The sequence below is a fragment of the Comamonas avium genome (assembly GCF_014836675.1).
In the GTDB taxonomy this organism is placed as follows: domain Bacteria; phylum Pseudomonadota; class Gammaproteobacteria; order Burkholderiales; family Burkholderiaceae_C; genus Comamonas; species Comamonas avium.
In genome coordinates this window covers 73,243-99,549 of sequence record NZ_JACSQK010000003.1, presented here as the reverse complement: position 1 = coordinate 99,549, position 26,307 = coordinate 73,243, and the positions used below count along the sequence as shown (strand labels likewise).

General features: G+C 59.0%; 23 protein-coding genes. 5 read left to right on the top strand and 18 right to left on the bottom strand.

What is annotated here, in order from left to right; genetic code table 11:
• Nucleotides 1-20 precede the first annotated feature (20 nt).
• Both glpK and proC read left to right on the top strand, forming a co-directional pair.
• Nucleotides 21-1,517, top strand: coding sequence for a glycerol kinase GlpK (gene glpK / locus H9646_RS05750; RefSeq protein WP_191722399.1), 1,497 nt, complete (start codon nucleotides 21-23; stop codon nucleotides 1,515-1,517).
• Nucleotides 1,518-1,647: 130 nt separating this feature from the next.
• Complete coding sequence (gene proC / locus H9646_RS05745) at nucleotides 1,648-2,472, top strand: pyrroline-5-carboxylate reductase (RefSeq protein WP_191722398.1); 825 nt, start codon at nucleotides 1,648-1,650, stop codon at nucleotides 2,470-2,472.
• A 222-nt stretch (nucleotides 2,473-2,694) separates the two neighbouring features.
• On the opposite strand, the gene ygiD is transcribed toward proC, so the two are convergent.
• From ygiD to H9646_RS05715, 6 genes are all read right to left on the bottom strand, one after another.
• The gene (ygiD, locus tag H9646_RS05740; RefSeq protein ID WP_191722771.1) at nucleotides 2,695-3,570 is read right to left on the bottom strand and encodes a 4,5-DOPA-extradiol-dioxygenase; all 876 of its coding nucleotides are present in this window, start codon (nucleotides 3,568-3,570) and stop codon (nucleotides 2,695-2,697) included.
• A 184-nt stretch (nucleotides 3,571-3,754) separates the two neighbouring features.
• A complete protein-coding gene (gene ubiA, locus H9646_RS05735) occupies nucleotides 3,755-4,651 on the bottom strand; it encodes a 4-hydroxybenzoate octaprenyltransferase (protein ID WP_191722397.1) in 897 nt (298 codons plus the stop codon).
• Nucleotides 4,652-4,747: 96 nt separating this feature from the next.
• Nucleotides 4,748-5,275, bottom strand: a complete 528-nt coding sequence (locus H9646_RS05730) for a Dps family protein (RefSeq protein ID WP_191722396.1) — start codon at nucleotides 5,273-5,275, stop codon at nucleotides 4,748-4,750.
• A 141-nt stretch (nucleotides 5,276-5,416) separates the two neighbouring features.
• Nucleotides 5,417-6,379, bottom strand: a complete 963-nt coding sequence (locus H9646_RS05725) for a LysR substrate-binding domain-containing protein (protein WP_191722395.1) — start codon at nucleotides 6,377-6,379, stop codon at nucleotides 5,417-5,419.
• Between the two features lie 123 nt (nucleotides 6,380-6,502).
• Nucleotides 6,503-8,626: an ATP-dependent DNA helicase RecG gene (recG, locus tag H9646_RS05720; RefSeq protein ID WP_191722394.1), complete on the bottom strand. Its 2,124-nt coding sequence runs from the start codon at nucleotides 8,624-8,626 to the stop codon at nucleotides 6,503-6,505.
• 510 nt (nucleotides 8,627-9,136) lie between these two features.
• The gene (locus H9646_RS05715) at nucleotides 9,137-10,273 is read right to left on the bottom strand and encodes a GGDEF domain-containing protein (protein WP_191722393.1); all 1,137 of its coding nucleotides are present in this window, start codon (nucleotides 10,271-10,273) and stop codon (nucleotides 9,137-9,139) included.
• A 221-nt stretch (nucleotides 10,274-10,494) separates the two neighbouring features.
• Between H9646_RS05715 and queA the strand changes: the two genes are divergently transcribed.
• A complete protein-coding gene (gene queA / locus H9646_RS05710; protein ID WP_191722392.1) occupies nucleotides 10,495-11,583 on the top strand; it encodes a tRNA preQ1(34) S-adenosylmethionine ribosyltransferase-isomerase QueA in 1,089 nt (362 codons plus the stop codon).
• 112 nt (nucleotides 11,584-11,695) lie between these two features.
• On the opposite strand, the gene H9646_RS05705 is transcribed toward queA, so the two are convergent.
• The 5 genes from H9646_RS05705 to H9646_RS05685 all read right to left on the bottom strand — a co-directional run bounded on the left by H9646_RS05705 (nucleotide 11,696) and on the right by H9646_RS05685 (nucleotide 17,566).
• The gene (locus tag H9646_RS05705) at nucleotides 11,696-13,585 is read right to left on the bottom strand and encodes a DUF4153 domain-containing protein (protein ID WP_191722391.1); all 1,890 of its coding nucleotides are present in this window, start codon (nucleotides 13,583-13,585) and stop codon (nucleotides 11,696-11,698) included.
• Between the two features lie 322 nt (nucleotides 13,586-13,907).
• The gene (locus H9646_RS05700) at nucleotides 13,908-14,666 is read right to left on the bottom strand and encodes an iron ABC transporter ATP-binding protein (RefSeq protein WP_191722390.1); all 759 of its coding nucleotides are present in this window, start codon (nucleotides 14,664-14,666) and stop codon (nucleotides 13,908-13,910) included.
• Nucleotides 14,663-15,649 (bottom strand): iron chelate uptake ABC transporter family permease subunit, encoded by a 987-nt coding sequence (locus H9646_RS05695; RefSeq protein WP_191722389.1) that lies wholly within the window; start codon nucleotides 15,647-15,649, stop codon nucleotides 14,663-14,665. Before H9646_RS05695 ends, H9646_RS05700 begins: the two co-directional genes overlap by 4 nt.
• Nucleotides 15,650-15,651: 2 nt before the next feature.
• Nucleotides 15,652-16,653: an ABC transporter permease gene (locus H9646_RS05690; RefSeq protein ID WP_191722388.1), complete on the bottom strand. Its 1,002-nt coding sequence runs from the start codon at nucleotides 16,651-16,653 to the stop codon at nucleotides 15,652-15,654.
• Nucleotides 16,637-17,566: a siderophore ABC transporter substrate-binding protein gene (locus tag H9646_RS05685; protein WP_225214018.1), complete on the bottom strand. Its 930-nt coding sequence runs from the start codon at nucleotides 17,564-17,566 to the stop codon at nucleotides 16,637-16,639. Before H9646_RS05685 ends, H9646_RS05690 begins: the two co-directional genes overlap by 17 nt.
• A 278-nt stretch (nucleotides 17,567-17,844) precedes the next feature.
• Here H9646_RS05685 and H9646_RS05680 point away from each other — a divergent pair, with 278 nt between their 5' ends.
• Nucleotides 17,845-18,747 carry a DMT family transporter gene (locus H9646_RS05680; protein ID WP_191722386.1) on the top strand — a complete coding sequence of 301 codons (903 nt, stop codon included), beginning with the start codon at nucleotides 17,845-17,847 and terminating at the stop codon, nucleotides 18,745-18,747.
• A 17-nt stretch (nucleotides 18,748-18,764) separates the two neighbouring features.
• Here H9646_RS05680 and H9646_RS05675 read toward each other — a convergent pair whose 3' ends face one another.
• Complete coding sequence (locus H9646_RS05675; protein ID WP_191722385.1) at nucleotides 18,765-19,805, bottom strand: Wzz/FepE/Etk N-terminal domain-containing protein; 1,041 nt, start codon at nucleotides 19,803-19,805, stop codon at nucleotides 18,765-18,767.
• Nucleotides 19,806-19,903: 98 nt separating this feature from the next.
• Between H9646_RS05675 and H9646_RS05670 the strand changes: the two genes are divergently transcribed.
• On the top strand, nucleotides 19,904-20,776 hold the full coding sequence (locus H9646_RS05670) for a Wzz/FepE/Etk N-terminal domain-containing protein (protein ID WP_191722384.1): 873 nt from the start codon (nucleotides 19,904-19,906) through the stop codon (nucleotides 20,774-20,776).
• 51 nt (nucleotides 20,777-20,827) lie between these two features.
• Here the strand turns inward: H9646_RS05670 and H9646_RS05665 are convergent, their stop codons facing one another.
• The 6 genes from H9646_RS05665 to trpE all read right to left on the bottom strand — a co-directional run bounded on the left by H9646_RS05665 (nucleotide 20,828) and on the right by trpE (nucleotide 26,147).
• Nucleotides 20,828-21,547, bottom strand: coding sequence for a uracil-DNA glycosylase (locus H9646_RS05665; RefSeq protein WP_191722383.1), 720 nt, complete (start codon nucleotides 21,545-21,547; stop codon nucleotides 20,828-20,830).
• A 130-nt stretch (nucleotides 21,548-21,677) separates the two neighbouring features.
• A complete protein-coding gene (trpC, locus tag H9646_RS05660) occupies nucleotides 21,678-22,478 on the bottom strand; it encodes an indole-3-glycerol phosphate synthase TrpC (RefSeq protein WP_191722382.1) in 801 nt (266 codons plus the stop codon).
• A gap of 69 nt (nucleotides 22,479-22,547) precedes the next feature.
• Nucleotides 22,548-23,582, bottom strand: a complete 1,035-nt coding sequence (gene trpD, locus H9646_RS05655) for an anthranilate phosphoribosyltransferase (RefSeq protein WP_191722381.1) — start codon at nucleotides 23,580-23,582, stop codon at nucleotides 22,548-22,550.
• Nucleotides 23,583-23,731: 149 nt separating this feature from the next.
• Entirely contained in the window at nucleotides 23,732-24,313 is a 582-nt protein-coding gene (locus tag H9646_RS05650; RefSeq protein WP_191722380.1) for an aminodeoxychorismate/anthranilate synthase component II, read from the bottom strand.
• Nucleotides 24,310-24,651 carry a chorismate mutase gene (locus H9646_RS05645; protein ID WP_191722379.1) on the bottom strand — a complete coding sequence of 114 codons (342 nt, stop codon included), beginning with the start codon at nucleotides 24,649-24,651 and terminating at the stop codon, nucleotides 24,310-24,312. Before H9646_RS05645 ends, H9646_RS05650 begins: the two co-directional genes overlap by 4 nt.
• A complete protein-coding gene (gene trpE / locus H9646_RS05640) occupies nucleotides 24,648-26,147 on the bottom strand; it encodes an anthranilate synthase component I (protein ID WP_191722378.1) in 1,500 nt (499 codons plus the stop codon). The genes H9646_RS05645 and trpE overlap by 4 nt, the downstream gene beginning before the upstream one ends.
• Between the last annotated feature and the right edge of the window lie 160 nt (nucleotides 26,148-26,307).

Here is a 26,307-nt window from a genome sequence, read left to right as displayed (position 1 = left end):
CTGCCCTATCCTTGTCAGTTATGACGACCTACCTGCTCGCCTTGGACCAAGGCACTTCCAGCTCCCGCTCCATCGTGTTTGATACGCAGGGCCGCATCGTGGCCTCGGCACAGCAGGAGCTCCCGCAGATCTACCCCCGCCCAGGCTGGGTAGAACATGACCCCCACGAAATCTGGCGCACACAGCTGACCACGGCCAAGGAAGCGCTGGCCAAAGCAGGCCTGAAAGCCAGCGACATTCGCTCGGTGGGCATTACCAACCAGCGCGAAACCACGATTGTCTGGAACCGCAGAACGGGCGCGCCCGTTCACCACGGCATCGTCTGGCAAGACCGCCGCGCCGAGCCCACCTGCCAGCAACTGCGCGAGGCAGGCCACAGCAACACCATCCTGCAAAAGACCGGCCTGCGCATTGACGCCTACTTCTCGGGCACCAAGCTCAAGTGGCTGCTGGACAACGTGCCCAGCGCCCGCGCTGCGGCTGAACGTGGCGAGCTGGCCTTTGGCACCGTGGACAGCTGGCTGATCTGGCAGCTGACTGGCGGCAAGCGCCACGTCACCGATGTGAGCAATGCCAGCCGCACCATGCTGTTTAACGTGCACACCAACCAGTGGGACAGCGACTTGCTGGCGCTGCTGGGCATTCCTGCCAGCCTGATGCCTGAAGTGCTGCCCTCTGCCGCAGACTTTGGCAAAACCGCTGAAGACGTGCTGGGCGGCATGATCAACATCGGCGGCGTAGCCGGTGACCAGCAAAGCGCGCTGTTCGGTCAGGCCTGCTTCAAGGCAGGCATGGCCAAGAACACCTATGGCACGGGCTGCTTCATGCTGATGCACACCGGCGGTCACTTTCAGACCTCGGCCAACGGCTTGCTGACCACCAGCGCCGCCCAGCCCGGCCCCGCGCCCCAGTTTGCGCTGGAAGGCAGCGTGTTTGTGGGCGGTGCCGTGGTGCAGTGGCTGCGCGACGGCCTGCAGGCCATCGAGCACAGCGGACAGGTGCAGCAACTGGCCGAAAGCGTGCCAGACAGCGGCGGCGTCATGCTGGTGCCTGCCTTCACAGGTCTGGGTGCGCCGTACTGGGAGCCCGATGCCCGCGGCTCCATTACCGGCCTGACCCGCGGCAGCACCATTGCCCACATTGCCCGCGCCGCGCTGGAGTCGATTGCCTACCAAAGCGCGGCCCTGCTGCTGGCCATGAGCCGCGATGCGGTTGCCAACGGCGGCGCAGCCGTCAGCGAGCTGCGCGTAGACGGCGGTGCCTGCGTGAACAACCTGCTGATGCAGTTTCAGGCGGACTTGCTGGGCATTCCCGTGGTGCGCCCCGCCTGCGTGGAAACCACCGCACTGGGTGCAGCGTATCTGGCGGGCCTGTCCAGCGGTGTTTACCAAAGCACCGATGAGCTGTCGGCGCTGTGGAAGGCCGAGCGCCGCTTTGTGCCCACGCTGGACAAATCCCGGGCTGATGAACTGATGGAGCGCTGGGAGCGCGCCGTGCGCCAGACCACGGCGCACTAGCGCATCACACCAACAAAAAGAGAGCTATCAGCGCTTATACACTGGTGTTTTCAGATACAAAACACTTTGAAAACATTTACCCATAAGCGTTGGCAGCTCTTATTTTTAAATATTCATTGAAAGCATCGCCATGAATCAGACTTCTTCTCCCCGCATCGCCTTCATTGGCGGCGGCAACATGGCCAGCGCCATCATTGGCGGCCTGATTGGCCGTGGCGTTCCGGTGGATCACATCACCGTGGTGGAGCCCTTTGAGGCTGCACGTGCCGCGCTGCAAACCAAGTTTGGCATCACCGCCCTGCACACCGCCAGTGCCGCGCTGGCAGGGCAGGATCTGGTGGTCTGGGCCGTCAAGCCCCAAAGCTTCAAAGACGCCGCCACCCCCGTGGCCGCACACACCGCTCAGGCTCTGCACCTGAGCGTGGCCGCCGGCATCACCACCGACAGCATTGCCCAGTGGCTGGGCACCCCCCGCATCGTGCGCGCCATGCCCAACACCCCGGCGCTGGTGGGCAAGGGCATGACAGGCTTGTTTGCCCGCCCTGAAGTCAACGCCCAAGGCCAGGCCCTGATCGAGCGCGTAATTGGCAGCACAGGCCAGTTTCTGTGGGTAGACGCCGAAGACAAGCTGGACGCCGTGACCGCCATGTCGGGCTCTGGCCCCGCCTATGTGTTTCTGTTTCTGGAAGCCATGACCCAGGCGGGTGTGGACATGGGCTTGACCGCCGATCAGTCCTACCAGCTGGCTGTGGCCACCTTCCAGGGCGCCACCGAGCTGGCTGCCCGCTCTGACGAAAGCGCCAGCGTGCTGCGCGAACGTGTCACCAGCAAGGGGGGCACGACCTACGCCGCCATCACCCACATGCAGCAAACCGAGCTGCCCCAGCACTTCATCGCGGCCCTGCGCAAGGCCGAGGCCCGCGCCAAAGAACTGGCCGCAGAGTTTGGCAAGTAAGCACTGCTGAACACGATAAAAAAGCCCCGCCAGCATGGTTGCTGCGGGGCTTTTTGCATCTTCTCCACAGTGCGCCGCCTTTGCCAGCCGGGGCCGCACATTGCAGGCAGTGTTTGAGAAAAAGCGCATCAAACCAGACAGCGATCTAGCGATTTAGAGCTTTAGCACCTGAGTGCGTGCCACCAGCGCATCGATGCATCACGGTCTGGGCAACCAGCGGCGTCAAGCACCCCAGAGCATGGAGCGCATGGAGATCGATGCCATCTGAAAATCAGCATTGAAAAACCGTGCGCGCTCGCCGCTGCCCACAGCACCTGCCGCATACAGCAGCGGTAGATAGTGGTCGTGCGTCGGGTGCGCCATCTGCGCCACGCTGCCCATTTGCTGAAAGTTGCTCAGCCCAGCCAGATCGCCTTTTTCAACATGCCCGGCCACCATCTGGTCAAACTCGATGGCCCAGTCATATGCCTGCAGCGGCGACTGTGTACGCTGCAGGGCACGCAGGTTGTGCACGGCATTGCCACTGCCCACAATCAGCACGCCGCGCTCGCGCAGTTGCTGCAATTGCTGGCCCAGCGCAAAGTGCTCTGCCGGGGGGCGGCTGTAGTCCATGCTCAGTTGCACTACGGGGATGGACGCATCGGGGAACATGGGCTTGAGCACGCTCCACGTGCCGTGGTCCAGCCCCCAGGCATGCCCATCCACGCCCAGAGCCTGCTGGTTGTGGGGGTTGTGCAGTTCTTGGGCCAGTTGCTGCGCCAGTGCAGGTGCACCCGGCGCGGGGTATTGCTGGGCAAACAGCTCGTCAGGAAAACCACCAAAGTCATGGATGGTCCTGGGCTGTGCCATGCCGGTCAGCAGCGAGCCCTGTCCCTGCGTGATCCAGTGCGCAGAGATGCACAGCACCAGTTGAGGCCGCTCTACGCGCTGCAGCAGCTCCTGGCCCAATTGCTGCCAGCTTTGGCGGTAGGCGTTGTCTTCGATCGCGTTCATGGGGCTGCCGTGCCCCACAAACAGCACCGGCATGCGAGCCGAGGGCTGCAGTTCTGTGACCCCGGCCTGCGCTGCGGCGCCTGGAAGGTTGTTACTTGCTGTCATGCGTGCTCCCGTGGCCACCAAGGCCGCTGCACCTGCTGCGGCACCCAGCCACTGTCTGCGTTGCATCTTCCCACTTTCAAAGCCAACCCGCGTACGGATACACAAACCGGGGCCACGCGCCGTGTGCGTTCACTGCATGCAGATGGCTGCGTTTGCGCCACCTGCACCCTGGCCCGCTGCCCACTCAACGCAGGCCAAATCCCAGTGCAATACCGGCAAAAATTGTCAGGCCGATGTAGTGGCTCTTGCTGAAAGCTACAAAGCAGCCTGCGCGCTGGCGGTCTTTGATCAGGGTGAAGTGCCATGCCACCTGCGCCGCTGCCGCAGCCATGCCCAGCCAGAAAGGCCAGCCCAGGCCATAGGGCAGCAACGCCCAGATCGTCAGAGCCATGCACAGCACAAAGAAGGCCATGATGCCCAGCACGTCAAAACGCCCCAACGTGATGGCCGAGGTTTTCATGCCAATCTTGAGATCATCGTCGCGGTCCACCATGGCGTATTCCGTGTCGTACGCCAGCACCAGAAACATATTGGCCAGCCACAAGATCCACGCAGTCCAGCCCACGCTGCCAGTGACCGCTGCAAACGCGATCACGATGCCAAAGTTGAATGCAATGCCCAAGAAGGCCTGCGGCATGGCAAAAAAACGCTTGGTGAAGGGGTAAAGGATAGTGAACAGCACCGCCGGCACAGACCATGCAACCGCCTCCCACCGGGTGGTGAGCACCAGCCCGAAAGCCACCAGGGTGAGCACGACGCCCACCATGGCAGCTTCTTTGACGCTGATTTGCCCACTCGTAATCGGGCGCTGTGTGGTGCGTTTGACGTGCTTGTCAAAATCACGGTCCGCAATGTCATTGATGGTGCAGCCTGCACTGCGCATCAAGAATGTGCCCAGCACAAAAACCACCAGCAGGTGCCAGCCCGGAAAACCGTCACCAGCCACCCACAACGCGGCCAGTGTGGGCCAGACCAGCACCAGCCATCCGGCAGGGCGGTTGAAGCGAATCAGATCTAGGTACAGCGCAATTTTGGAGCGCGGTGCAGGCTTGGCTGCGTGCGTAGGCGTGGAAGTGGTCATGGGCAAATTGTCACGCTAAAAGCACAACGCCCGCTGGGTGCGGGCGTTGTGCAGGCTGCAGGTACTGGTATCAGCCCCTGCAGCGCAATGCAGGTATCAGTCTTCCAGCAAGGAGCGCAGCATCCATGCGTTTTGCTCGTGCACGGTCAGGCGCTGTGTCAGCAAGTCGGCGGTAGGTTCGTCGCTGGCCTTGTCAGCCAGGGGGAACAGTTCACGGGCTGTACGGGCCACGGCCTCGTTGCCCTCCACCAGAATACGGATCATGTCCATGGCCTTGGGAGGGGTTGCGGGCACATCGGGCAGGCTGGTCAGCTTGCCAAACTGGCCGTACGAACCGGGTGCGAAATGGCCCAGTGAGCGAATGCGCTCTGCCACGGGGTCTACGGCATTCCACAGTTCGGTGTACTGCCCCATGAACATGGTGTGCAGCGTGTTGAACATGGGTCCTGTGACGTTCCAGTGGAAGTTGTGCGTCGTCAGATACAGCGTGTACGTGTCTGCCAGCAAACGCGACAGGCCATTGGCAATGGCTGCGCGGTCTTTGTCATTGATGCCGATATTGATGGGCATGCCGGCAGGTGCTTGTGCCGCTTTGACAGTTTGCTTCTTGGTTTCTCTAGCCATGATGTATCTCCTCGATCATGCAAAACCGGACAACATCCACGATGTTGCTCGGGGTTGGGTGGTTCTTACTGTAGCGCATGCACGTGTACACAACCGCGTCAGTCAATGACTTATGGCAAGGCACGCGCTCCAGGGTCACGCTCAGGTCAGCAGCTCGGCGCCGGTCAGCTCGCAGGCGTACACGGCATTGCGCAAGGCGGCAATCGCTTCGTAGCGGGTAAAGCTGCGGCGCCACACCAGCACCACGCGGCGGCTTGGTGGCGGATGGCCATCTTCTGCACGAATTGGCAGATAGCGAATGTGGGGGTCGTCCGATGTGCGGCGGCGCTGCGTGACCAGGGCGTCTTTGGGGACAGACAAGCGCGGAACCAGCGTCACGCCCATGCCTGCGGCCACCATGTGCTTGATGGTCTCCAGAGAAGAGCCTTCAAACGTGCGGCGAATGCCTTCTGCGTTGCTGGCATAGCGTGCAAATTCAGGGCACACCTCCAGCACATGGTCGCGAAAGCAGTGACCGGCACCCAAGAGCAGCATGGTTTCGTTCTTGAGCTCTGTGGTCGTTACCGATTCCTGGTTCGCCAGAGGGTGGGTATTGGGCACCGCAGCCATAAAGGGCTCGTCATACAGTGCTGCGGTCGCCAGACCGGTTTCAGGAAATGGCTCGGCCACGATGGCGCAATCGATTTCACCTGTGCGCAGCATCTCCAGGAGCTTGACGGTGAAGTTCTCCTGCAGCATCAGCGGCATTTGCGGCGTCATCTTGATGGAGTTGCGCACCAGCTCCGGCAGCAGATAGGGGCCAATGGTGTAGATCACGCCCAAAGTGAGCACGCCCGACAGCGGGTCTTTGCCGCGCTTGGCAATTTCCTTGATCTCTGCGGCCTGCTCCAGCACGCTTTGCGCCTGGCGCACGATGGATTCCCCCAGCGGCGTCACCGACACTTCGCCTGCGCTGCGCTCAAAGATTTTGACGTCCAGCTCTTCTTCCAGCTTCTTGATGGCCACCGACAACGTGGGCTGCGATACATAGCAGGCGTCAGCTGCACGGCCAAAGTGTTTTTCGCGAGCAACGGCAACGATGTATTTCAGTTCTGTAAGCGTCATGACTTTTGAGTATGCCTATCGAAGATCGAGCAATTATTGTGCATTTATGTAAACAAATGTTTGGTTCGCAGACTGTTCAATACCCGGTCTTTGCCGGTTATTGCGAACAAATCCGTTTTTGTCCTACGCCTTGAGGAATTCAGATTTTGCGCCCAACCAGCGCTGAATGTGCGTGGCCGCCAAATGGGGGTGCTGCGCCAGCATCACAGGGGCCAATTCTCGCGCCCACTCCAGCAAGGCAATGTCTTTGTCCAAATCGGCAAACCGCAGCATGGCATCGCCAGACTGCCTGGCACCCAGAAATTCACCCGGCCCCCGTATTTCCAAATCGCGGCGCGCTATCTCAAAACCGTCATTGGTCTCGGCCATCGCCCGCAAACGCTCTTTGCCGGTATCCGATAAGCGACCATTGTCATTGACCGCGTACAGCAGCACGCATGCAGAGGCTGCAGCACCGCGCCCGACACGTCCACGCAACTGGTGCAGCTGACTGAGCCCAAAGCGCTCGGCATGCTCAATCACCATCAGCGATGCATTGGGGACATCCACGCCCACCTCAATGACGGTGGTGGACACCAGCACGCCCATGATGCCCGCGGTGAACAGTTCCATCACGGCCTTCTTGTCTGCCGTGGGCATGCGTGAGTGCAGCAGGCCCACGGTGACGCCGGGTAAAGCTTCACTCAAATCGGCGTGGGTGGCCGTGGCATTGGACAGATCAAGCGTTTCACTTTCCTCAATCAGCGGACACACCCAGTAGACCTGGCGCCCCGCCGCAACCTGGGCACCAATGCGCGCAATGACCTCGTCTTTGCGGCTGTCTGAGATCACCTTGGTCACGATGGGGGTGCGCCCCGGCGGCAGCTCATCAATGACCGATACATCCAGGTCTGCGTAATAGCTCATGGCCAGGGTACGCGGAATGGGGGTGGCACTCATCATCAGCAAATGGGGCTCCAGCCCCTTGTGCGCCAGCTTCTGGCGCAAAGCCAGACGCTGCGCCACACCAAAGCGGTGCTGCTCGTCAATGACGGCCAGCGCCAGACTGTGAAACTGCACCTGCTCCTGGATCACCGCATGTGTGCCCACCACCAAGGCGGCTTCGCCACTGGCCACCAGCTCCAGCATGGCTGTGCGCTCTTTTTTCTTTTGCGCACCCGACAGCCAGGCTACTTTCTTGCCCAGTGGGGCCAAAATAGGCTCCAGCCACCCCACCAGCTTGCCAAAGTGCTGTTCCGCCAGAATTTCGGTCGGTGCCATCAAAGCGCACTGCCAGCCAGAGGCAATGCAGACCATGGCCGACATGGCTGCCACCACCGTTTTGCCAGAGCCCACATCGCCTTGCAGCAGGCGGTGCATGGGGCTGGCACGCGCCATGTCTTCGGCAATTTCCCGGCACACGCGCTGCTGGGCACCCGTGAGCCCAAATGGCAGCTGCTGCAAGAACTGCTCCACCAGCGTCTGGGTGCCGGCTTGCGGCGCAGGCACCGTCAAACGCGGGGCCTTCAAGGCCGCACGTTCTTGTTTGGAGCGGTATTGCGACAACTGCTGCGCCAGCAGCTCTTCGGCCTTCAGCCGCTGCCATGCCGGGTGGCTGTGGTCTTCCAGCGTGACCAGCGCCACGTCGGGCGTTGGGTGGTGCAAGAAAGACAGCGATTCACGCAGCCCCATCATTGGCTGCAGACCATTGTCACCCCAGTAGCTCATCACAGGCGGGGGCGTATCCGGGGGCAAGGTTTCAGGCAATTGCACGCGTTGCAGCGCGCTGGCAATGGCACGGCGCAAATAGGGCTGGGGCAGCCCGGCGGCAGTGGGATACACCGGGGTCAACGCTTGCGGCAGCTCGCCACCGGCCACCTTGAAGGCAGGGTGCAGCATCTGCCGCCCCCAGAATCCGCCTTTGATCTCCCCCCGAATACGCAGCACCGTACCCACGGCCATGGTTTTTTGCTGTGAGGGATAAAAACTAAAGAAGGTCAGCACACAGTTGCCGGTCTCGTCTTCCACTGTCACCTTGAGCATGCGCCGAGGCCGCAGCTGCACCTCACACTGCGTGACCGTCGCTTCAATCTGCACCGTATCGCCATCGCGGGCATTGCGCAGCAAGGTGATTTTGGTTTCATCCTCATAGCGCAGGGGCAGGTGCAAGACCAGATCAATATCACGCACCAGACCCAGCTTGTGCATGACTTGCTGTGCAGCACTGGGGGCCGTTTTTTTGCTGGTCGGTGCGGGGGAAGAAGGCATGAATCTTGAAACGTTGGAGTAATCGCTGGCTTGGAGGAAAAGGCTAACACGCAAGGCAGCGTGCACAAGCTTAAGCCCACAGTTTCATGCACGTACAGGGCAGGGAAACTGCGTGCAAGCACTGGTGACCTGGCTCACCACCACCACAGCTTGTGGTCGGTACACACCCTGTACACCATGTGGCCCGTTGTTCGCAGACTCTGGGGCTGGGTTTTACGCATCAGGCTGCCATCATGCACGCGGCAACCGTGCCAAGCTAGGTCACTCGGCGTATTCAAAAGTACGGATAGCTGGCAGTGGCCTTATGTCCCACCGTTTTGGCTGGCGCGCTGCTGCTTTGCCAAGAACAAGCGTGCACATCTCCTGAAACCAGCAGGTGGCCCACCAGGCCTGTGCATGCCATCAGGTCAAGGCTTTCAGCCCCTCGCACCCAAAAGCACACACGGCTTACGCGGCTGGCTGCACCTTGCACCAACGCACAGCCAGATGCCCTGCCCTGTGTGGCTGAATTTATAGGGACCGCTCGGCCGTTTCGGGCTTCATGGCGCAATTGCGGCCCGCCCCCTTGGCGCGGTACAGCGCCTGATCCGCCTCGCGCACCAGCAACTTGGCGCCAGCACCTGTGGGCACCAGACTGCATGCGCCTGCGCTGATGGTCACCACCGGTGCAGCCTGAGAGCTGTCGTGCGCCAGGCCCAGGGCCTGTACCGCCAGCACCATGCGCTGTGCAACGGCGTAGGCACCGTCCATGTCAGTGTCGGCCAGGATGACGGCAAACTCCTCTCCGCCATACCGGGCCACCACATCGGTTTCACGGTGTGCACAGCCTTGAATGGCTTTGGCCACGGCTTGCAAGCACGAGTCTCCCTGCAAGTGACCATAGCGGTCGTTGTAGCGCTTGAAATAGTCCACATCAATCAGCAGCATGCCCACAGGCCGGCCACTGCGACGTGCAATGGCGCAGGTCTGCTCCAGGCGCTCATTGAAGTGCGCACGGTTGGCAATGCCCAGCAAAGCATCTGTGCACGACAGTGCCTTCAATCTGGCGTTGGCATCTTCCAGCTCCCGCGTGCGACGGGCCACCCGCGCTTCCAGCGTTTGATTGGCCAGTGCCAGCTGCGCGTTCTGGGCCGTCAGCGCCGTGTACAGCTTGCCAATCATCTTGAGCAGCGCCTGTGTGCCGTTGTCGTGGTTGCCGCGCTCTTTGTCGTAGGCGTCGGCCGGCCCCATGCCTTCGCGGATGGACTTGATCTGCCGCGCCATGGACTGATCGATGCCCAGAATGTGCAAGCCCAGCCATGACGTCAGAAAGCCCACCAAAGTGGTGGCCGGATCCGTCATGGTGGTGCGCTGCGCCCACAGCATGATGACCTGCTCCACAAATTGCTGGTGCATGCTGCGGTGGCTCTCGACATGCCGGGGATCGACGGCAAATTTCGCCATCAACTCCTCTTCTTCCTGGAAGTGATGCTCGGTGTACGACAGCAGACGCGCATAGGTGTCGGCCAGCACCACCTCACGGTCACTGCGTTTGGAAAAAAGGCCCCGGCTCAGTTCGTTGAACAGATCCACCAAGGCATGGTGCTGCTCGTCTACGGACTCGAGATCCGTCACGAAATGCTGATCCCATACAAAAGTGGTATCCATACCAAGCCGATCACATAGTAAAAAATATGTAAGTCAGTGTAAGGACGATTTCAGCGGCGTTCGTGATGCGTATCAAAGGATGCACCCCTTGCTACCGAGGGCTTACCCAAAGTCATCAGGGGCATTGTTGGCTTCAAACGACGTCGCAGCACCCAGATTTGCGAGAATTACTTCTTTTGTCTTCACCTTGGAACGGGCTTGTTCAGCCCTCAAGAACACGCATGTCTCTCAGCCCCCGCGCTCATACCCTCAGTGATTTCGACTTTGTGCTCCCCGAGCACCTGATTGCCCAACACCCTGCTGCCGAGCGCAGCGCCTCGCGCCTGCTGGATGCACGGGCACCGGAGCTGGTGGATCGCATTTTCAAAGAACTGCCCGATTTGCTGAGCGAAGGCGACCTGCTGGTGTTCAACGACACCAAGGTGGTCAAGGCCCGCGTATTTGGTGAAAAAGCCAGCGGCGGCAAGCTGGAGCTGCTCATTGAGCGCGTGCTGCAGGGCAACGAAGTTGTGGCGCACATGAAGGTCAGCAAAAAGCCTTTGCCCGGAGCCCGTGTGCACCTGTGCGGTGGCATCAGAAACGGTGGTTTTGATGCGGTACTGCTAGGCCGCTGGCCCGATGAAAACGGCCCCTTGTTCCGCTTTGCACTGCAAGGAGCCAAAGGCGAAACACCATGGCAGCTGATGGACCAGTTTGGCCACCTGCCCCTGCCGCCCTACATTGCGCGCAACCAGAACGCCGAGGTAGACCCCGATGAAGCAGAAGATGCCGAGCGCTACCAGACGGTGTTTGCCAGCCACCCCGGTGCCGTGGCCGCACCCACAGCAGCGCTGCACTTTGACGAGAAGGTGCTGGCTGCGCTCAAAGCTAAAGGCGTAGAGACCGCAGCCGTCACGCTGCACGTGGGTGCAGGTACCTTCCAGCCCGTGAAAACCGAAAACCTGGCCGAGCACCAGATGCACACCGAGTGGTACAACATTCCGCTGCCCACGCTGGCTGCGCTGGAGCGCTGCCGCCAGCGCCGTGGCCGCATCATTGCGGTAGGTACGACCAGCGTGCGCACACTCGAATCCTGGGCACGCTCTGGCCAGATTTCAGGCGACACCAACATCTTCATTACCCCGGGTTTTGAGTTCCGCGTGGTGGATGCGCTGATCACCAACTTTCACCTGCCCAAAAGCACGCTGATGATGCTGGTGAGCGCGCTGGCGGGCTACAAGCACATCATGGATGTGTACCAGCACGCCATTGCCAACGATTACCGCTTCTTCAGCTACGGCGACTCGATGCTGCTGGAACGCCGTCGTTGATCTGGCAGATCATTAAAAAATGAGCTACTAACGCATATCAGCAGGGCTTTTCAAAGTCAAAACACTTTGAAAACGTTGATACACATGCGTTAGCAGCTCTTTTTTATGATTGTCACCGCATAGCCTCTTGCTGGCCCACCGCCGGCGTCACGTTCTGCTCAGCGTCTTGCACCTGTACCTGCCATTGCGGCCAGCGGGGTGGCAGCGTTTGCACCTGCCCGCTGCGCAACGCTTGACTCAGGCTGCTTCGCTGGTGCGCATCGTCCATGTAAGGCCACTGCACGCGGCCTTCATCACGCCACGCGCCCGGCACGTCAGCGCGTGTGCTGGCTTCACGCGCCGTCAGCTGGCAGCGCGGTGAAGACGACCCCAGATTACACAGCAGGTAGTCGGTCTGGCCATCTTTGTCCCAATCCCCACCCACCAGCACACACTGTGCATCTTCGGCCACGCAGGAAGAAGCCCAATACTGGCTGCGCGTTTGTGCCTGCAGCCACAGCCACCAATCCGCTGCGGGCACATCGCCCGCCACCGTGCGAATGCGTGTCTGGGCAGTGGGCACATCCACCACCTCGTCCTCGTCTTCGCGCTCCAGCACGGCATCTGCACGGGTTGCACTGCCCGCAATTTTCTCTATCCATGCCTTCACCTGCGCCTGCTGGGCAGTCGGTGACTGGGCCAGCTCTGACAGTGCTGCAGCGCCGTAAGGGCCATGGTCAAATTTCAAGGCTTTCAGGCGTGCAGGGGTGATGGTTTGCGCCCCCGATGCCAGTTGCGCCAGCTGGCTGCGAGCACTGAGGCGATCAGGGTCCAGCAACGGTGTCTGCAAGGCCAGCAACACCGCCAGCACCAGCAGCGACATGACTCGATTGACCCCACTGACCACAGACAGCCACAGCCCACCCTGCACGCCAGCGCGCCTGTTGTGAATGGCGGCCCAGGCGTAGCCCGCGGCATACAGCCACAGCACGCCGCTGCCTGCCGCCGCCCACAAGCGCTCAGCGGTCCAGCCGTATTGCGCCACCCGCAGCCCCACAGCCACGCCCGCCAGTGTTGCCAGCACAGGCATGGCCAGCAGGCTGGCATGCACCAGATGCAGCACCCAGCGCGGGTACGGCCCTTGCAGCGCAGCGCCATCTTGGTAGACCGCATTCACCAGCCACAGGTGGGTCAGCAAAACGCACATCAGCAATGCGGCGGCAAACCGTGTGGCCCACAGTTTTTCAACGCCGGTAAAGAGCAGCATGACCACAAACAGCACCAGCACCCAGGCCATCAGCGGCAGCAACAAGCGCCCCAGCGCCAGCAGCACCTGGCGTGCCATTTGAATGGGGCGCTCTTGTGTGCGGGCCATCCACAAGCCCAAACCTGCTGCCAGCCCGGTGGCAGGCAGCACAAACCACATCTGGCTGAATAACGTGGCAAACCATTTCACCCCCACCAGCGCAAACAGCCCGGCCCACAGCCACAGCACGCCCCAGATCAGCTGCACGCACAGGCTGGCCAGGGCCAGCACCAGCGCGTTGTTCCAGGCATGGACAAACAGCCGCGCATAAGGAATGCGCCAGCTGCCTTGCTCCAAACGGGCTTGAAACCATGCCAGCGCCACAAACCACCACAGCGTGATGGCGCCCACCAGCCGCAGCAGCGTGCCTTCATGCCCGGCTTCACTGTGCAGGCTGCGCCACACGGCCCAGCCCCCCATGGCCAGCACCACCGCAGCCATCACGGCACCGCCGGCCCACAGCGCCGCCTGACGCCAGCGGGAGACAGCCATGCCCATGAACAGCGCAGGCAGCACGATGAGCAGCGTCCACAGCACCAGCCAGGATCGATCAGCCACACCATCGCTGCCCTTCATCCACTCCATCAGCACATACAGCGCCAGGCCTTGCAGCAAGCCCATGGCGAGCAAGCCTTGCCGCGACACTGGCGCTGGTGGCGCCGCGGCCTGTTCGGACGAGGAAGGAAAAGCGGGGGGCGAAAGCGAATCGGCGTGCATGCGGTGAGTCTATCGGGGCTGCCTGGGGTTGCGGCGCATTTCGCGCTGCCTGCAGGCACAGCTGCAACCATCCTGCAAAGCGTTTTTCAGCACCCGCACAACGCCAGCTGCAGATGCACGCAGCGCACTTGGAGTGCACGCTGGCGCATCGCATGGTTCATGCCAGAGATGGCCGGCGTGCAAAGATGTTTTCAAAGCCATGACCACCTGCATTTGCACAGCCAGCGCCTTGAGCAAAAACACCTTGGAACGCTGTATTTTTCCGCTCTAGTACCAGCGCCAGTGACAGCGACAGCAGCGCTAATTTTTTACTGGAAAGGCGCTACGCAAAGTAGTGGCACAGCCGCTGACCCTGGATCTCATGCACCGTCACATCCATCCCGTACAGCGCGCTCAAGACCTCATCGCGCACCACCAGCAGCGGACCACCCTCGTAGGCTACATGGCCGTCTTTCATGGCGATGATGTGGTCGGCATAGCAACTGGCAAAGTTAATGTCGTGCAGTACCACCACCACCGTTTTGCCGCGCTCTTGCACCATGCGGCGCAGCAGCTTCATCATGCTGGCCGCATGTGCCATGTCGAGGTTGTTGAGCGGCTCATCCAGCAAGATGTAGGGGGTGTCCTGGCACAGCACCATGGCGATGTAGGCACGCTGGCGCTGGCCACCCGAGAGTTCATCCAGATAACGGTCTGCCAGCGCGTTGAGTTGCAGAAAATCCAGCGCCTCATCCACATGGCGCACATCCTCTGCCGTCATGCGACCCTTGCTGTGCGGAAAGCGGCCAAAGCCCACCAGATCACGCACCGTCAGGCGCAGCGCAGACTGGTTGTCCTGACGCAAGATGGCCATCACCTTGGCCAGCGCATCGCTGGCGGTGTTGGCCACATCCAGCCCCCCCACTGTGGCCGTGCCAGCGGTCATGGGAGCCAGGCGGCTGACCATCGACAGCAAGGTGCTTTTCCCCGCTCCGTTGGGGCCGATGATGGCGGTCAATTGCTGTTCAGGGATTTGCACGCTCACCGCGTGCAGCACCGTGGTCTTGCCGTGGGTTTTCACCACATCACGTGTTTCGATCATTGTTTACCTTTGCGCATCAGCAGGTAGATAAACACCAGCCCGCCAACAAACTCCACCACCACCGACAAGGCCGAGTTAAAGCCCAGCACCCGCTCCAGCACCACCTGCCCGGCCAGCAGCAGCACACAGCCCCACAGCACCACGGCGGGCAGCACCCACTGATGGCGGCGTGTGCCCATCCACTGGTAGGCCATGTTGGCTACCAGAAGGCCAAAGAAAGTCACCGGCCCGACCAGTGCGGTGGAGATGGCCACCATGGTGCACATCACCACCAGCAAACGCAGCACCTGCGGCTGGTAGTTGATGCCCAGATTCACCGCCGCATCACGCCCCAGCGCCAGCACATCCAGCACATGCCGCTGACGCCAGAAATAAAGGGCCCCCAGCACCAGCAACGCCAGCGAGGGCCACAGCAGCTGCGTGTGGATGGTGTTGAAGTTGGCAAACATGCGGTCTTGCAGCGTGGCGAACTCATTGGGGTCAATCATGCGCATCGCAAAGCTGGTCATGCTTCGAAACAAAATGCCCATGACCATGCCCACCAGCAGCATCAAGTGCAGGCTGCTGGTATGGCCGGTGAACAGCCAGCGCATCAGCGCCACGCTCAGGGTCACCATCAATGCGATTTCCATCGCAAACTTGGGCAGCACACCCATGCCCACCACGCCGACAGAGCCCAGCACCAGCACGGCCTGCAAAAACAGATACAGCGCATCCAGCCCCATCACCGCAGGTGTCAGGATGGTGTTGTGCGTCACGGTCTGAAACACCACGGTGGACATGCCCAGCGCGCAGGCCACGATCACCATGGTTACCACTTTGGTGCCACGGTGCTGCAGCACAAATGCCCAGTCTGCCTCGACCCCCAGTGTCATGAACGCCAGCACCGCCAGCACCGCCATGACAGCCAGCGTGGCCAGACGCACACTGCGTCGCTCCCACCCTCTGGCAGGCTGTGCAGCCACATACAAATCTTGCGCCATGCCTACCCTTGCTTCGCACGACGGCGCAACAAAATCACCAAGAACAAGGCACTGCCCACCACCCCCATCACCGTGCCCACGGGCACCTCATAGGGCGCAATGATGAGACGGCCAAACAGGTCGCACACCAGCGTCAGCGCAGCCCCCGCAGTCGCCACCCACAGCACGCTGCGGCGCACGTTGTCACCCACCATCAGGCGCACCACGTTGGGAATGATCAGACCCACAAAGGGGATCGAACCGACGGTCACCACAATGCAGGCCGTCACCACTGACACCACAATCAAGCCCTGCAGCACCAGCCGCTTGTAGTTCAGCCCCAGATTGGTGGCGAATGATTCACCCAGGCCCGCCACCGTAAAACGGTCGGCAGCCAGACACGCCAGCGCCGTCATGCCCAGCGACAGCCAGAGCATTTCATAGCGGCCTTCGATCACTACCGAAAAGTCGCCATTGGAGAAGGCCCGCAGCGACTGAATCATGTCGTGCTGGTAGGCGATAAAGGTAGTGCCCGCGTCAATCACCCCAGCCAAAATCAACCCCACCAGCGGCACGATCCATGCCGAGCGCAGGCGTATGCGCGCAAGCACCGCCAAAAACAGTGCCGTGCCCGCCATGGCCGTGGCCGCAGACACACCCATCTTTGCAAACACCGGCAGATCTGGCGCCCACAGCATGCAAAACAGCATGCCCAGCGTGGCCGACTCTACGGTGCCCATGGTGGATGGCTCCACAAAATGGTTGCGCGCCAGCATCTGCATGAGCAAACCCGCCACCGCCATGGCACTGCCCGCCAGCATCAGCGCCAGCGTGCGTGGTACGCGCGAATACATCAGCACCTGGGCCACCATGTCGTCGTCGCTGTCGCTCCACAAGGTGTCCCATGACACATCGCTCACGCCCACCGACAAACTCCATAGCGCCAATGCAAAAAGGGCCACAAGGGCCCCTGTCCACGCCAGCGCAACGCGCCCAGCGGGTGTTTGTTTACTTGGAAAAAGCATCTGCTAGCTGTTTCAAATTCTCTTTCAACGCAGTTGGGCTGGCGTTGGACATCGTGTACCAGTTGGCTGCATTCAGATAGACCACCTGCTTGTTGCGCCATGCCTTGGTGGCATGCACCAGCTTATTGTCCAGCAGCTTTTGTGCAGCCTGGCCGTCGTTGCCAATCGCGGCATCACGGTCAAGCACCAGCAGATAATCAGGATTGGTCTTGAGCAGGTATTCAAACGACACCGCCTGACCATGCTTGGACACTTCAATCTTGTCCTTGATGGGGTTCACGCCAAACACCGAATACAGCATGTCAAAACGCGAGCCGGGGCCGTAAGCGCTGAGCTTGCCACCATTCGTCATCAGGAACAATGCACCGCCCTTGTTGACCGCCTTGGCCTTCACATCAGCAATGCCTGCGTCAATCTCTTTGATCTGCTGCTCGCCCTTTTCAGGCACCCCGTAAATGGCCGCAATGCTGCGGATGTTGCGGTACACGTGGGCCATCTGATTTTGGTTATCAATCGTAATGTCCAGCACTGGTGCGAACTTCTTGAGCTCATCAATCTTGGGCAGCGAGCGATTGCCTGCAATGATCAAATCGGGCTTGAGGGCTTTCACCTTCTCGTAGTCCGGCTCAAACAAGGTGCCGATGTTGGCGTACTTGCCGGCATCAGCGTAGTGCTTCAAAGCAGGAGGCAAGGCTTGGTGCGGATTGCCCGCCACATCGCCACCGAGCGTCTGGATGATGTCCAGCGCGCCATAGTCGTACACGAGCACCGTCTTGGGCTTCACGGGCATCTGCACCTCTCCCGTGTTGTCATTCACCTTGATCGTGCTTGCGGCGTGCGCAGCAGCAAAAGGCAGTGCCAAAGCTAACACCAGGCCGCCCAGAGTTTGGCGGCGTGTCCATACAGCGTTCATGTTCTTTTTCCTTGGCCCCAAAGGCACCAGCAACATTGCGAAGATGCCTTATTGTATGAGAATCATTCTCAACATGTGTCAAGTGGTCATGCAAGCTTGTCCAAGATCAGAAAACAGCATGTCACGCAAGCGCCGAACTTGGCCAGATAGACGCACTAAAATCTGCGGCGCGTGGCGTGCCCGGTGCAGGCCTTTTCCGGAATTGGCGAAGCCCCTTCGCGCCCGGCTTCGCCGCCATGCTGGTGGCATTCGTTTGTTGCAGAAAGTGGGTGGACAGCATGTCGTCCTCCATCGGGCCAGTGGCCACCATTTCCCCCGTTCGCGCCACACTCACGGGCATTGCCCTCACCATCAGCGCATGTGCGCTGTTTGCACTGCTGGACAGCGGCACCAAGTACACCGGCCAGTACCTGCCCATGCTGATGGTGGTCTGGTTGCGCTTTGTGGCCCAAGCTGTAGTGACCACCGCCTGGGTACTGCCACGACACGGCCTGCATGCGCTGCGTACGACACACCCCAAATTCCAGATCGGCCGAGCCCTCAGCGGGGTCATGACCACCGTCTTTGCCTTTTATTGCATCCAGAACATGCCGCTGGCCAACTTCACGGCGATCTGGTCGGCAGGGCCGCTGCTGATCGTAGTGGCCTCTGCCCTTCTGTTTGGTGAAAAAGTCAGTGCTGCACGCTGGGCCTTGCTGGTCATTGGCCTGCTCGCCGTGATCGCCATCGTGCGGCCCGAGCAAGATGGCATGCCACTGGGCTGGATGGCGCTGGCACCCGTGGGTGTGCTGCTGTGTGGCACCACCTACCAGCTGCTGGGCAGCCGGCTGGCGCGGCTAGAGCACCCCACCACCACGCAGCTGTACACCACATGGCTGCCCGTGATCGCCACTGCGCCACTGATTCCGTGGATCTGGGAGCCGATTGCCCAGTGGCACATCTGGCTGGCCGTGGCCGTCATGGGCCTGTGCAGCGGCATTGGCCACCTGCTGCTGCTACAGGCCTTTACCTTTGCCACCCCATCGGTGGTGTCGCCTTTTCTGTACAGCCAGATAGGCTTTGCCATGGGCATGGGCTGGCTGTTTTTTGGCCAAACACCCGATGGCATCTCGCTGATGGGCATGGCCATCATCATGGGCTGCGGCTTGTTCAGCATGTGGCTGAGCGTGCGCGAACATTAGCCCCCTCTTTGTCTTGATTATTTAAAGCGAAAAAGTCCGTTCCTTTTTATTGCCATCACGAGCCCCATCATTAGGCCTACGATCAGACCCATCACTATATAAAGTGCTTTCTGAGGAGAAAAAGGACTAGTGGGCATGTGAAGCGGACCATCCTGGCGATACATGCGAAACCTGTAATCTTCTGGCTTTTGCTCCTGCAAAAGTTTCAATCTCAGCTCGGACTCTCGGACACCTTCCATGAATGGAGCCTCGTCTTTACGTTCATTAAGTATTTCTAATTCAGCTTGTAATGACTTAACCCCTCGCTCAAATAAACCAGAACCATCGGTAAATGAAGCCATATTATCTTGACTTGGCAAACGTGCAACTGTCACCTGAGGATTGATAATTCCAGCTGCCTTAGCAACATGAAATGCTTCATTCAAACGCACGCTTTTATCCAACCGCAATTGACGAGCTAATTGCAGCCGCGCACTCAACTCTCTACTTGAATTCTGGATTGCAAGATTAATGCTTGATCTTGCATTTTTCAACCATAATGAACGAGCTTCGTCCTCTGTGCTCGTCAAGAAAGCATTCATCCACTCAATTGCTTTCTCTGCGGTTGGAGCCTCAACGCGCACCGAATATTCTCTTCGATCTTTTAACTTAGGTTCAACAACTTTAATTTGATTCTTTATCACCGCCTGCAACAACTGCAATTTTTCTTTCTCAGAGCTAGGCTCAACGCCCATTGAGGGTAGGTACGTATTTGTAAAAAAACGCACTTTTGCCTCATCAGACTGAAGCTCTTTAATGAAAAAATCAAATACTTCTTCTGGAGTTACATGCGACAAACCGGACAAAGAAATTCTATTGGAATTTATATCAGCGAGTTCGCTTGCCCTAGGTAAATCCAAATAAATTTTCAATTCGTATTTTTCACTTGCAATCAAAGTAAACGTTGTAGCTACCGCCCCTCCCACACAAACGCATGCGACTACAATCCTCCAGCTTCTTTTTAGTGAAGAAATGATATCTGTCACAGAAATCTCATCTTGTCCTACAAAATTTTTCATATTTAAAGTTAATAGTGTAATCTCACAAAATTGGAGGAAATATCACCCCGAATTTTCAAAAATGTGTCTCTAAAAAATTGAAATACGGGTGACTCTTTATGATGATAAAAAACTCTGCAAACTCCACACTGGAAGTCGAAGATGAAATTGATTTACTTGATTTACTTGTTCTTCTCGCAGAAAATATCAAACCCCTAGTTTTAATACCATTAATCGCTGGAATTGCTAGTTTTGGACTTTCTTTTTTCTTACCTAAAACATATGAAAGTCAATCTATATTAAATCCAAATAAATCTGATTTCAGTATTTCTGCCGCAGTAATTGCCAGTCATATCAAATCAGCAGACATGTTGGCCTTGGTTGGCAATAAAGCAGGACTTGACTCGAATGCAAGCCATGCGCAATTAATCAAAAAAATGGACACTCTTGTACGAGTCAACATTGGCAAACAAGATCAGCTTATCACACTCACAACCCAAGGCGGCAGTCCTGAGTCTGCACAAAATCTCAATAATCTTATTTGGAAATTTACGCTTCCTAATACGGCCCCTCGAGGTTCCGAACTGAAAAACTTACGAGACCAGCTAGAGAAGGAAAAAGAACGTCTAGATTCAGGTTTAATTCTAGAGACATCTACTGCAAAAACACTTAAAAATGGCAATGGTGGTGAAGGTTCAGCTAGGTTATATAGTGAGTTACTTGTCGCAAACAGTGATCGTCTAAAAAGAATTTCCAATCTCAATTCAAGAATAGAAGGGCTTACACTTGAGAATTTAACCCAACAGCCAACCTTACCCGAGCTAGAGATTAAGCCAAACAAGAGCCTAATTGCAATTACTAGCACCTTGGTAGCTGGTATTTTGATATTGATCTTCATTTTCTTACAAAATTTTTCAACAATAGCAAAAAATACACCTAAACAAGCAGAAAAAATTCAAAGAATACGTATGGCTTTGAAGTTCAAGAAATAGGTCTGCATCTGACAAAAGTATGCGCCAAGTATTCATTCCTCAATTTCTTTTTCAATATCCGTGTTGTTCACGAAAGGCCTTGGCCTGACTGAAATGGCCGTTGCCAATGAACGGCACCGGCGGACGCAGCGCAGACAGTGGAGACGGGTGGTTGCTCATCAGCACCAGATGGCCCCTGTCTTGTGGAATCAGAGACTGCTTGGACTGTGCGTGGGCACCCCAGAGCATGAACACCGTGGGGCGGCCTTGCTCGGCCACCTGGCGGATGACTGCATCGGTCAGCTCTTCCCAGCCGCGCTTGCTGTGGCTGGCGGCCTGGCCCTCTTCCACCGTCAGGCAGGTATTGAGCAGCAGCACACCGTTTTGCGCCCACTTGACCAAAGAACCTCCGGGCTGGGGCATGGGCGGAAAAGGCGCGCCCAGGTCGCGCTGCATTTCCTTGAAGATGTTGAGCAGCGACGGTGGCAGGCGCACACCTGGCGCGACGGAAAACGCCAGACCTTCCGCTTGACCGCGACCGTGGTAAGGGTCTTGCCCCAAGATAACCACGCGCACATCTTCGGGAGCAGTGAGCTCCAGCGCACGCAAAGGCTGAGGCGGAAAAATCACCGCACCCGCCTGCAGGCGCTGCTGCAGATAGGCCTGCAACTGCTGCCCCTTGGGCGAAGTGAAGAACGATGTAACCGCCCCGCGCCAGCCGTCTGCCACCATCCAGCCTGCAGGGTCTGCGCTCATCAATTGGGTAGCAGCTTGCGCTGGTGATTCGGTCATTTCAATTCAATTTCTATTCAACACAATCCAAGACAAGCACTATCAGCTCACAAGTGCAGAGCATCAACACTTGCCTTGCCATCCTGACGCGCCAGCGAAACGGGTGCTGCTGCGCCAGCCCATCTTGCAGTTACGCAAACAGCTTGGCCAGCGCTTCGCCGGGTTCGGGGGCACGCATGAAGGCTTCACCCACCAAGAAGGCATCAATGCCTGCGCCGCGCAGGCGCTGCACGTCGTCTTGCGTCAGGATGCCCGATTCGGTCACCAGCAAACGGTCTGCGGGCACTTCCTGCTTGAGCGTGATGGAGGTTTGAATGTCGACTTCAAACGTGCGCAGATTGCGGTTGTTGATACCCACCAAAGGCGTCTTGAGCTTGAGCGCACGCTCGAGCTCTTTGCCGTCGTGCACTTCCACCAGCACGGCCATGTCCAGGCTGCAGGCAATCTGCTCCATCTCGGCCATCTGCGCATCATCCAGGCATGCTGCAATCAGCAGCACGCAGTCGGCACCCATGACACGCGATTCATAGATCTGGTAGGGGTCGATCATGAAGTCCTTGCGCAGCACCGGCAGCAGCGTGCTGGCACGCGCTTGCTTGAGGTAATCGGGCTGGCCCTGAAAGAACTGGCGGTCAGTCAGCACCGACAGGCAGGCCGCGCTGATCTTGCCGTTGCCCACCATGTAGCTCTGGGCAATGTCAGCGGGGTCAAAGTCGGCACGGATCACGCCCTTGCTGGGGCTGGCCTTCTTCACTTCGGCAATCACCCCGGCCTGGCCTTTGGCGATTTTGGCGCGCAGCGCACCAACAAAGTCACGGGTGGAGATGCGGCTTTCGGCATCGCGGCGCATTTCAGCCAACGCAATCGCACGCTGGGCCGCGGCTACTTCCTGCACTTTGACTTCGCAGATTTTTTGGAGGATGTCAGACATGGTTTTCTTTCTGTTCAGTCGCTGCGCAGCGGGGCGCAGCCATGGGCACTATTGTCAACGTCAGCGTATTTACGCGGTGTGCTGGCCGGTATAGGCCACCAGTTCCTTGAGTTTGTTCAGCGCCGCCCCGCTATCGATGGCAGCTTGCGCACGCAGCAGGCCGTCAGCAATGCTGCTGGCCACATTGGCCGCATACAGCGCCGCGCCCGCATTCAGGCAGACGATGTCGCGCGCCGGGCCTTGTTCGCCCTGCAGCACGCCCATCAGCATGGCTCTGGATTCCTCGGGGGTTTCCACCTTCAGCGCACGTGTGCCCACCATGCGCAGGCCAAAGTCTTCGGGGTGAATTTCGTATTCACGCACCACGCCGTCTTTGAGCTCGCCCACCAGCGTGCCCGCGCCCAGGCTGATTTCATCCAGCCCATCACGGCCATACACCACCAGTGCATGCTCGGCCCCCAGGCGCTGTAGCGCACGCACCTGAATGCCCACCAGATCTTCGTGGAACACGCCCATCAAAATGTTGGGGGCGCCCGCAGGGTTGGTCAGTGGCCCGAGGATGTTGAAGATGGTGCGCACGCCCAGCTCTTTGCGCACGGGAGCCACGTTTTTCATCGCCGGGTGGTGGTTGGGCGCGAACATGAAACCAATGCCCATGTCACGGATGCAATCGGCAATCTGCGCTGGCTGCAGGTTGATGTTCACCCTCAGCGCCTCCATCACGTCGGCGCTGCCCGATTTGCTGCTCACGCTGCGCCCGCCGTGCTTGCTGACCTTGCCGCCCGCAGCCGCAATCACAAAGGTCGAGCAGGTGGAGATGTTGAACGTGTTGGCGCCATCACCGCCGGTGCCCACAATGTCCACCAGATGCGTTTTGTCGTGCACATGCACCTGGTTAGAGAACTCGCGCATTACCTGTGCGGCAGCGGCAATTTCGCCAATGGTTTCCTTCTTCACTCGCAGGCCGGTGACGATGGCTGCCGTCATCACGGGCGAGAGTTCGCCGCGCATGATGGTGCGCATCAAGGCCAGCATTTCGTCGTGAAAGATTTCGCGGTGCTCAATCGTGCGTTGCAGCGCTTCTTGCGGGGTGAAAGTGCTCATGACTGGGTATCCTTTGCTATGCCTATAGAAGCTACCAACGCCTATACAGTCTTGTTTTCAGATAGTTATTGCTTTGAAAACAAGCACTAACAAGCGCTGAGCGCTCTTAAAAACAAAAGGCCGCCTGCTGGGTGCAGCGCGGCCCGGGTTTATTTCTGCTCCAGAAAGTTCTTGAGCATGGCGTGACCGTGTTCGGTCAAGATGCTTTCTGGGTGAAACTGCACCCCCTCCACCGCCAGCGTGGTGTGGCGCACGCCCTGAATTTCACCGTCTTCGCTGGTCGCCGTCACTTGCAGGCAATCTGGCAGCGTGGTCTTGTCGATCACCAGCGAGTGGTAGCGGTTGACCGTGAACTGCGCGGGCAGATCGGCAAACACGCCCTTCTGGTCGGTGCTGATGACGCTGGTTTTGCCGTGCATTTGCTGGCCTGCACGGATGATGTCGCCACCAAAGGCAGCGCCAATGCTCTGGTGCCCCAGACACACGCCCAGCACCGGCAGCCTGCCCGCAAAGTGCTGGATGGCGGCCACCGAAATACCGGCCTCCGCCGGCGAGCACGGCCCGGGCGAAATCACGATGCGCTGCACACCTTCGCGCTCAACCAGCGCAATCACGTCTTCCAGCGTGGACTCATCGTTGCGCACCACGATCACCTGCGCCCCCAGCTCGCCCAGGTACTGGACAATGTTGTAGGTAAAGCTGTCGTAGTTGTCGATCATCAAGAGCTTCATGGCTGCTCTCCCTGGGGCTTCAAGCCCTGTGCACGCAGGCGCGCCAGCTCCTGGTGCTCGTAATCGATGTAGCACTCCATCATGGCGCGGTACAGGCGCTCCATCAGGTCGGGGTTGCCGCCCTGTGCCTGCGCCATGGGCCGTACGCGGTCCACAATGGTCTGAATGCGCGCTTCATCGCGCACCAGGTCTTCGTTGTTCTTGACCTTGGCCGCCTGGGTCATGTAGCCACTGCGCTCCACCAGCAGCGGCACCAGGATATCGTCCAGCGCATTCACGCCAGCGCGCACCTCTTGCATGTTGCTGCAGTTTTTGACTTTATCGATTGCGCGGCTCATTCCAGACCTTCCTCCACCAGTTCTGCGGCGCGCAGCAAGGCGCGGGCTTTGTGTTCAGTTTCTCTCCACTCCATCTCGGGGACGGAGTCGGCCACCACACCGGCGGCCGCTTGTACGTACAGATTGCCGTCCTTGATCACGCCGGTGCGAATTGCAATCGCCATGTCCATGTGCCCAGCAAAGCTCAGGTAGCCCACAGCGCCGCCGTAAATGCCCCGCTTGGTTGGCTCCAGCTGGTCAATGATCTCCATGGCATGCACCTTGGGCGCCCCCGACAGCGTGCCCGCCGGAAAGGTAGCCTTGAGCACGTCCATGCTCGTCATGCCGTCCTGCAAAATACCTTCCACGTTGCTGACGATGTGCATGACGTGGCTGTAGCGCTCCACCACAAAGGCTTCCGTCACCTTGACCGTCCCCGTCTTGGCAATGCGGCCAATGTCGTTGCGTGCCAGATCAATCAGCATCACGTGCTCGGCGCGCTCTTTGGGGTCGGTGATCAGCTCTTGCTCGGTGGCCTTGTCTTTTTCAGGCGTGGCACCGCGTGGGCGCGTGCCTGCCAGCGGGCGAATGGTAATTTGCTCGCCCGCATCGGTCTTTTCTTGGCGCACCAGAATTTCGGGGCTGGAGCCCACCACCTGAAAATCACCAAAATTGTAGAAATACATGTACGGCGACGGGTTCAGCGAACGCAGCGCACGGTACAGGCTCAGTGGCGATTCGGTGTAGCGTTTTTGAATGCGCTGGCCCACTTGCACCTGCATGAAATCGCCCGCGGCAATCAGCTCCTTGGCGCGCTCCACGGCGGCCAGGTAGTCATCCTTGGCAAAGCTGCGCTCGGCCGGATGGCTGTCGCCGCCTTTAATCTGCGGCACGCTGACCGAGTAGCGCAACTGCTCCTTGAGCTGGCGCATGCGCTTCTTGGCCTTGCTGTAGGCCTCGGCCTCTGCAGGGTTGGCGTACACAATGAAATACAGCTTGCCCGAGAGGTTGTCGATCACCGCCACCTCTTCGCACAGCAGCAGCATGATGTCGGGCGTGCCCAGCGCGTCAGGCGGGCAGGTGGCTTCGAGCTTTTTCTCAACATAACGCACCGCGTCATAGCCAAAGTAGCCCGCCAATCCACCGCAAAAACGCGGCAAGCCGGGGCTGAGCGCTACCTTGAAACGCTCCTGGTACGCGGCAATGAAGTCCAGTGGATTGCCCGCATGGCTTTCCACCACCACACCGTCGGTCAGCACCTCGGTTTTGGCAGCAGCACCAAAGCCGCTGGCACGCAAGCAGGTACGCGCAGGCAGTCCAATAAAGCTGTAGCGGCCAAAACGCTCACCACCCACCACCGACTCCAGCAAGAAGCTGTATTTGCCGTTACCGCTGGCATGCGCCAGCTTGAGGTACAGAGAAAGCGGGGTTTCGAGGTCAGCAAACGCCTCGGTCACCAGAGGTATACGGTTGTAGCCTTCGCTGGCCAGGCTTTTGAATTCAAGTTCTGTAATCACAGAGCAGGCTTCCCAATCGGGGCACGCACTGCGCCCATGTCGAAAGGGCAGGCGTGCAATTCACTCAAACCATCCGCAGCAGTGGCGGACAAGGGTGCGCCCGCAATGGAGCGCTTTAAACGGTCATTAATGCAGGCTTACGCCAGGGCCAGGCTCCCCG

Bases quoted from the DNA above. Each gene is read 5' to 3' on its own strand.
- H9646_RS05665 (WP_191722383.1), bottom strand. From the start codon at position 21,547: ATGACCGAATCACCAGCGCAAGCTGCTACCCAATTGATGAGCGCAGAC.
- H9646_RS05690 (WP_191722388.1), bottom strand. From the start codon at position 16,653: ATGCTTTTTCCAAGTAAACAAACACCCGCTGGGCGCGTTGCGCTGGCG.
- trpC (WP_191722382.1), bottom strand. From the start codon at position 22,478: ATGTCTGACATCCTCCAAAAAATCTGCGAAGTCAAAGTGCAGGAAGTA.
- H9646_RS05650 (WP_191722380.1), bottom strand. From the start codon at position 24,313: ATGAAGCTCTTGATGATCGACAACTACGACAGCTTTACCTACAACATT.
- H9646_RS05685 (WP_225214018.1), bottom strand. From the start codon at position 17,566: ATGAACGCTGTATGGACACGCCGCCAAACTCTGGGCGGCCTGGTGTTA.
- trpD (WP_191722381.1), bottom strand. From the start codon at position 23,582: ATGAGCACTTTCACCCCGCAAGAAGCGCTGCAACGCACGATTGAGCAC.
- H9646_RS05730 (WP_191722396.1), bottom strand. From the start codon at position 5,275: ATGGCTAGAGAAACCAAGAAGCAAACTGTCAAAGCGGCACAAGCACCT.
- H9646_RS05695 (WP_191722389.1), bottom strand. From the start codon at position 15,649: ATGGCGCAAGATTTGTATGTGGCTGCACAGCCTGCCAGAGGGTGGGAG.
- H9646_RS05725 (WP_191722395.1), bottom strand. From the start codon at position 6,379: ATGACGCTTACAGAACTGAAATACATCGTTGCCGTTGCTCGCGAAAAA.
- ygiD (WP_191722771.1), bottom strand. From the start codon at position 3,570: ATGACAGCAAGTAACAACCTTCCAGGCGCCGCAGCGCAGGCCGGGGTC.
- glpK (WP_191722399.1), top strand. From the start codon at position 21: ATGACGACCTACCTGCTCGCCTTGGACCAAGGCACTTCCAGCTCCCGC.
- H9646_RS05645 (WP_191722379.1), bottom strand. From the start codon at position 24,651: ATGAGCCGCGCAATCGATAAAGTCAAAAACTGCAGCAACATGCAAGAG.
- queA (WP_191722392.1), top strand. From the start codon at position 10,495: ATGTCTCTCAGCCCCCGCGCTCATACCCTCAGTGATTTCGACTTTGTG.
- proC (WP_191722398.1), top strand. From the start codon at position 1,648: ATGAATCAGACTTCTTCTCCCCGCATCGCCTTCATTGGCGGCGGCAAC.
- H9646_RS05715 (WP_191722393.1), bottom strand. From the start codon at position 10,273: ATGGATACCACTTTTGTATGGGATCAGCATTTCGTGACGGATCTCGAG.
- recG (WP_191722394.1), bottom strand. From the start codon at position 8,626: ATGCCTTCTTCCCCCGCACCGACCAGCAAAAAAACGGCCCCCAGTGCT.
- H9646_RS05675 (WP_191722385.1), bottom strand. From the start codon at position 19,805: ATGAAAAATTTTGTAGGACAAGATGAGATTTCTGTGACAGATATCATT.
- ubiA (WP_191722397.1), bottom strand. From the start codon at position 4,651: ATGACCACTTCCACGCCTACGCACGCAGCCAAGCCTGCACCGCGCTCC.
- H9646_RS05705 (WP_191722391.1), bottom strand. From the start codon at position 13,585: ATGCACGCCGATTCGCTTTCGCCCCCCGCTTTTCCTTCCTCGTCCGAA.
- H9646_RS05670 (WP_191722384.1), top strand. From the start codon at position 19,904: ATGATGATAAAAAACTCTGCAAACTCCACACTGGAAGTCGAAGATGAA.
- H9646_RS05680 (WP_191722386.1), top strand. From the start codon at position 17,845: ATGTCGTCCTCCATCGGGCCAGTGGCCACCATTTCCCCCGTTCGCGCC.
- H9646_RS05700 (WP_191722390.1), bottom strand. From the start codon at position 14,666: ATGATCGAAACACGTGATGTGGTGAAAACCCACGGCAAGACCACGGTG.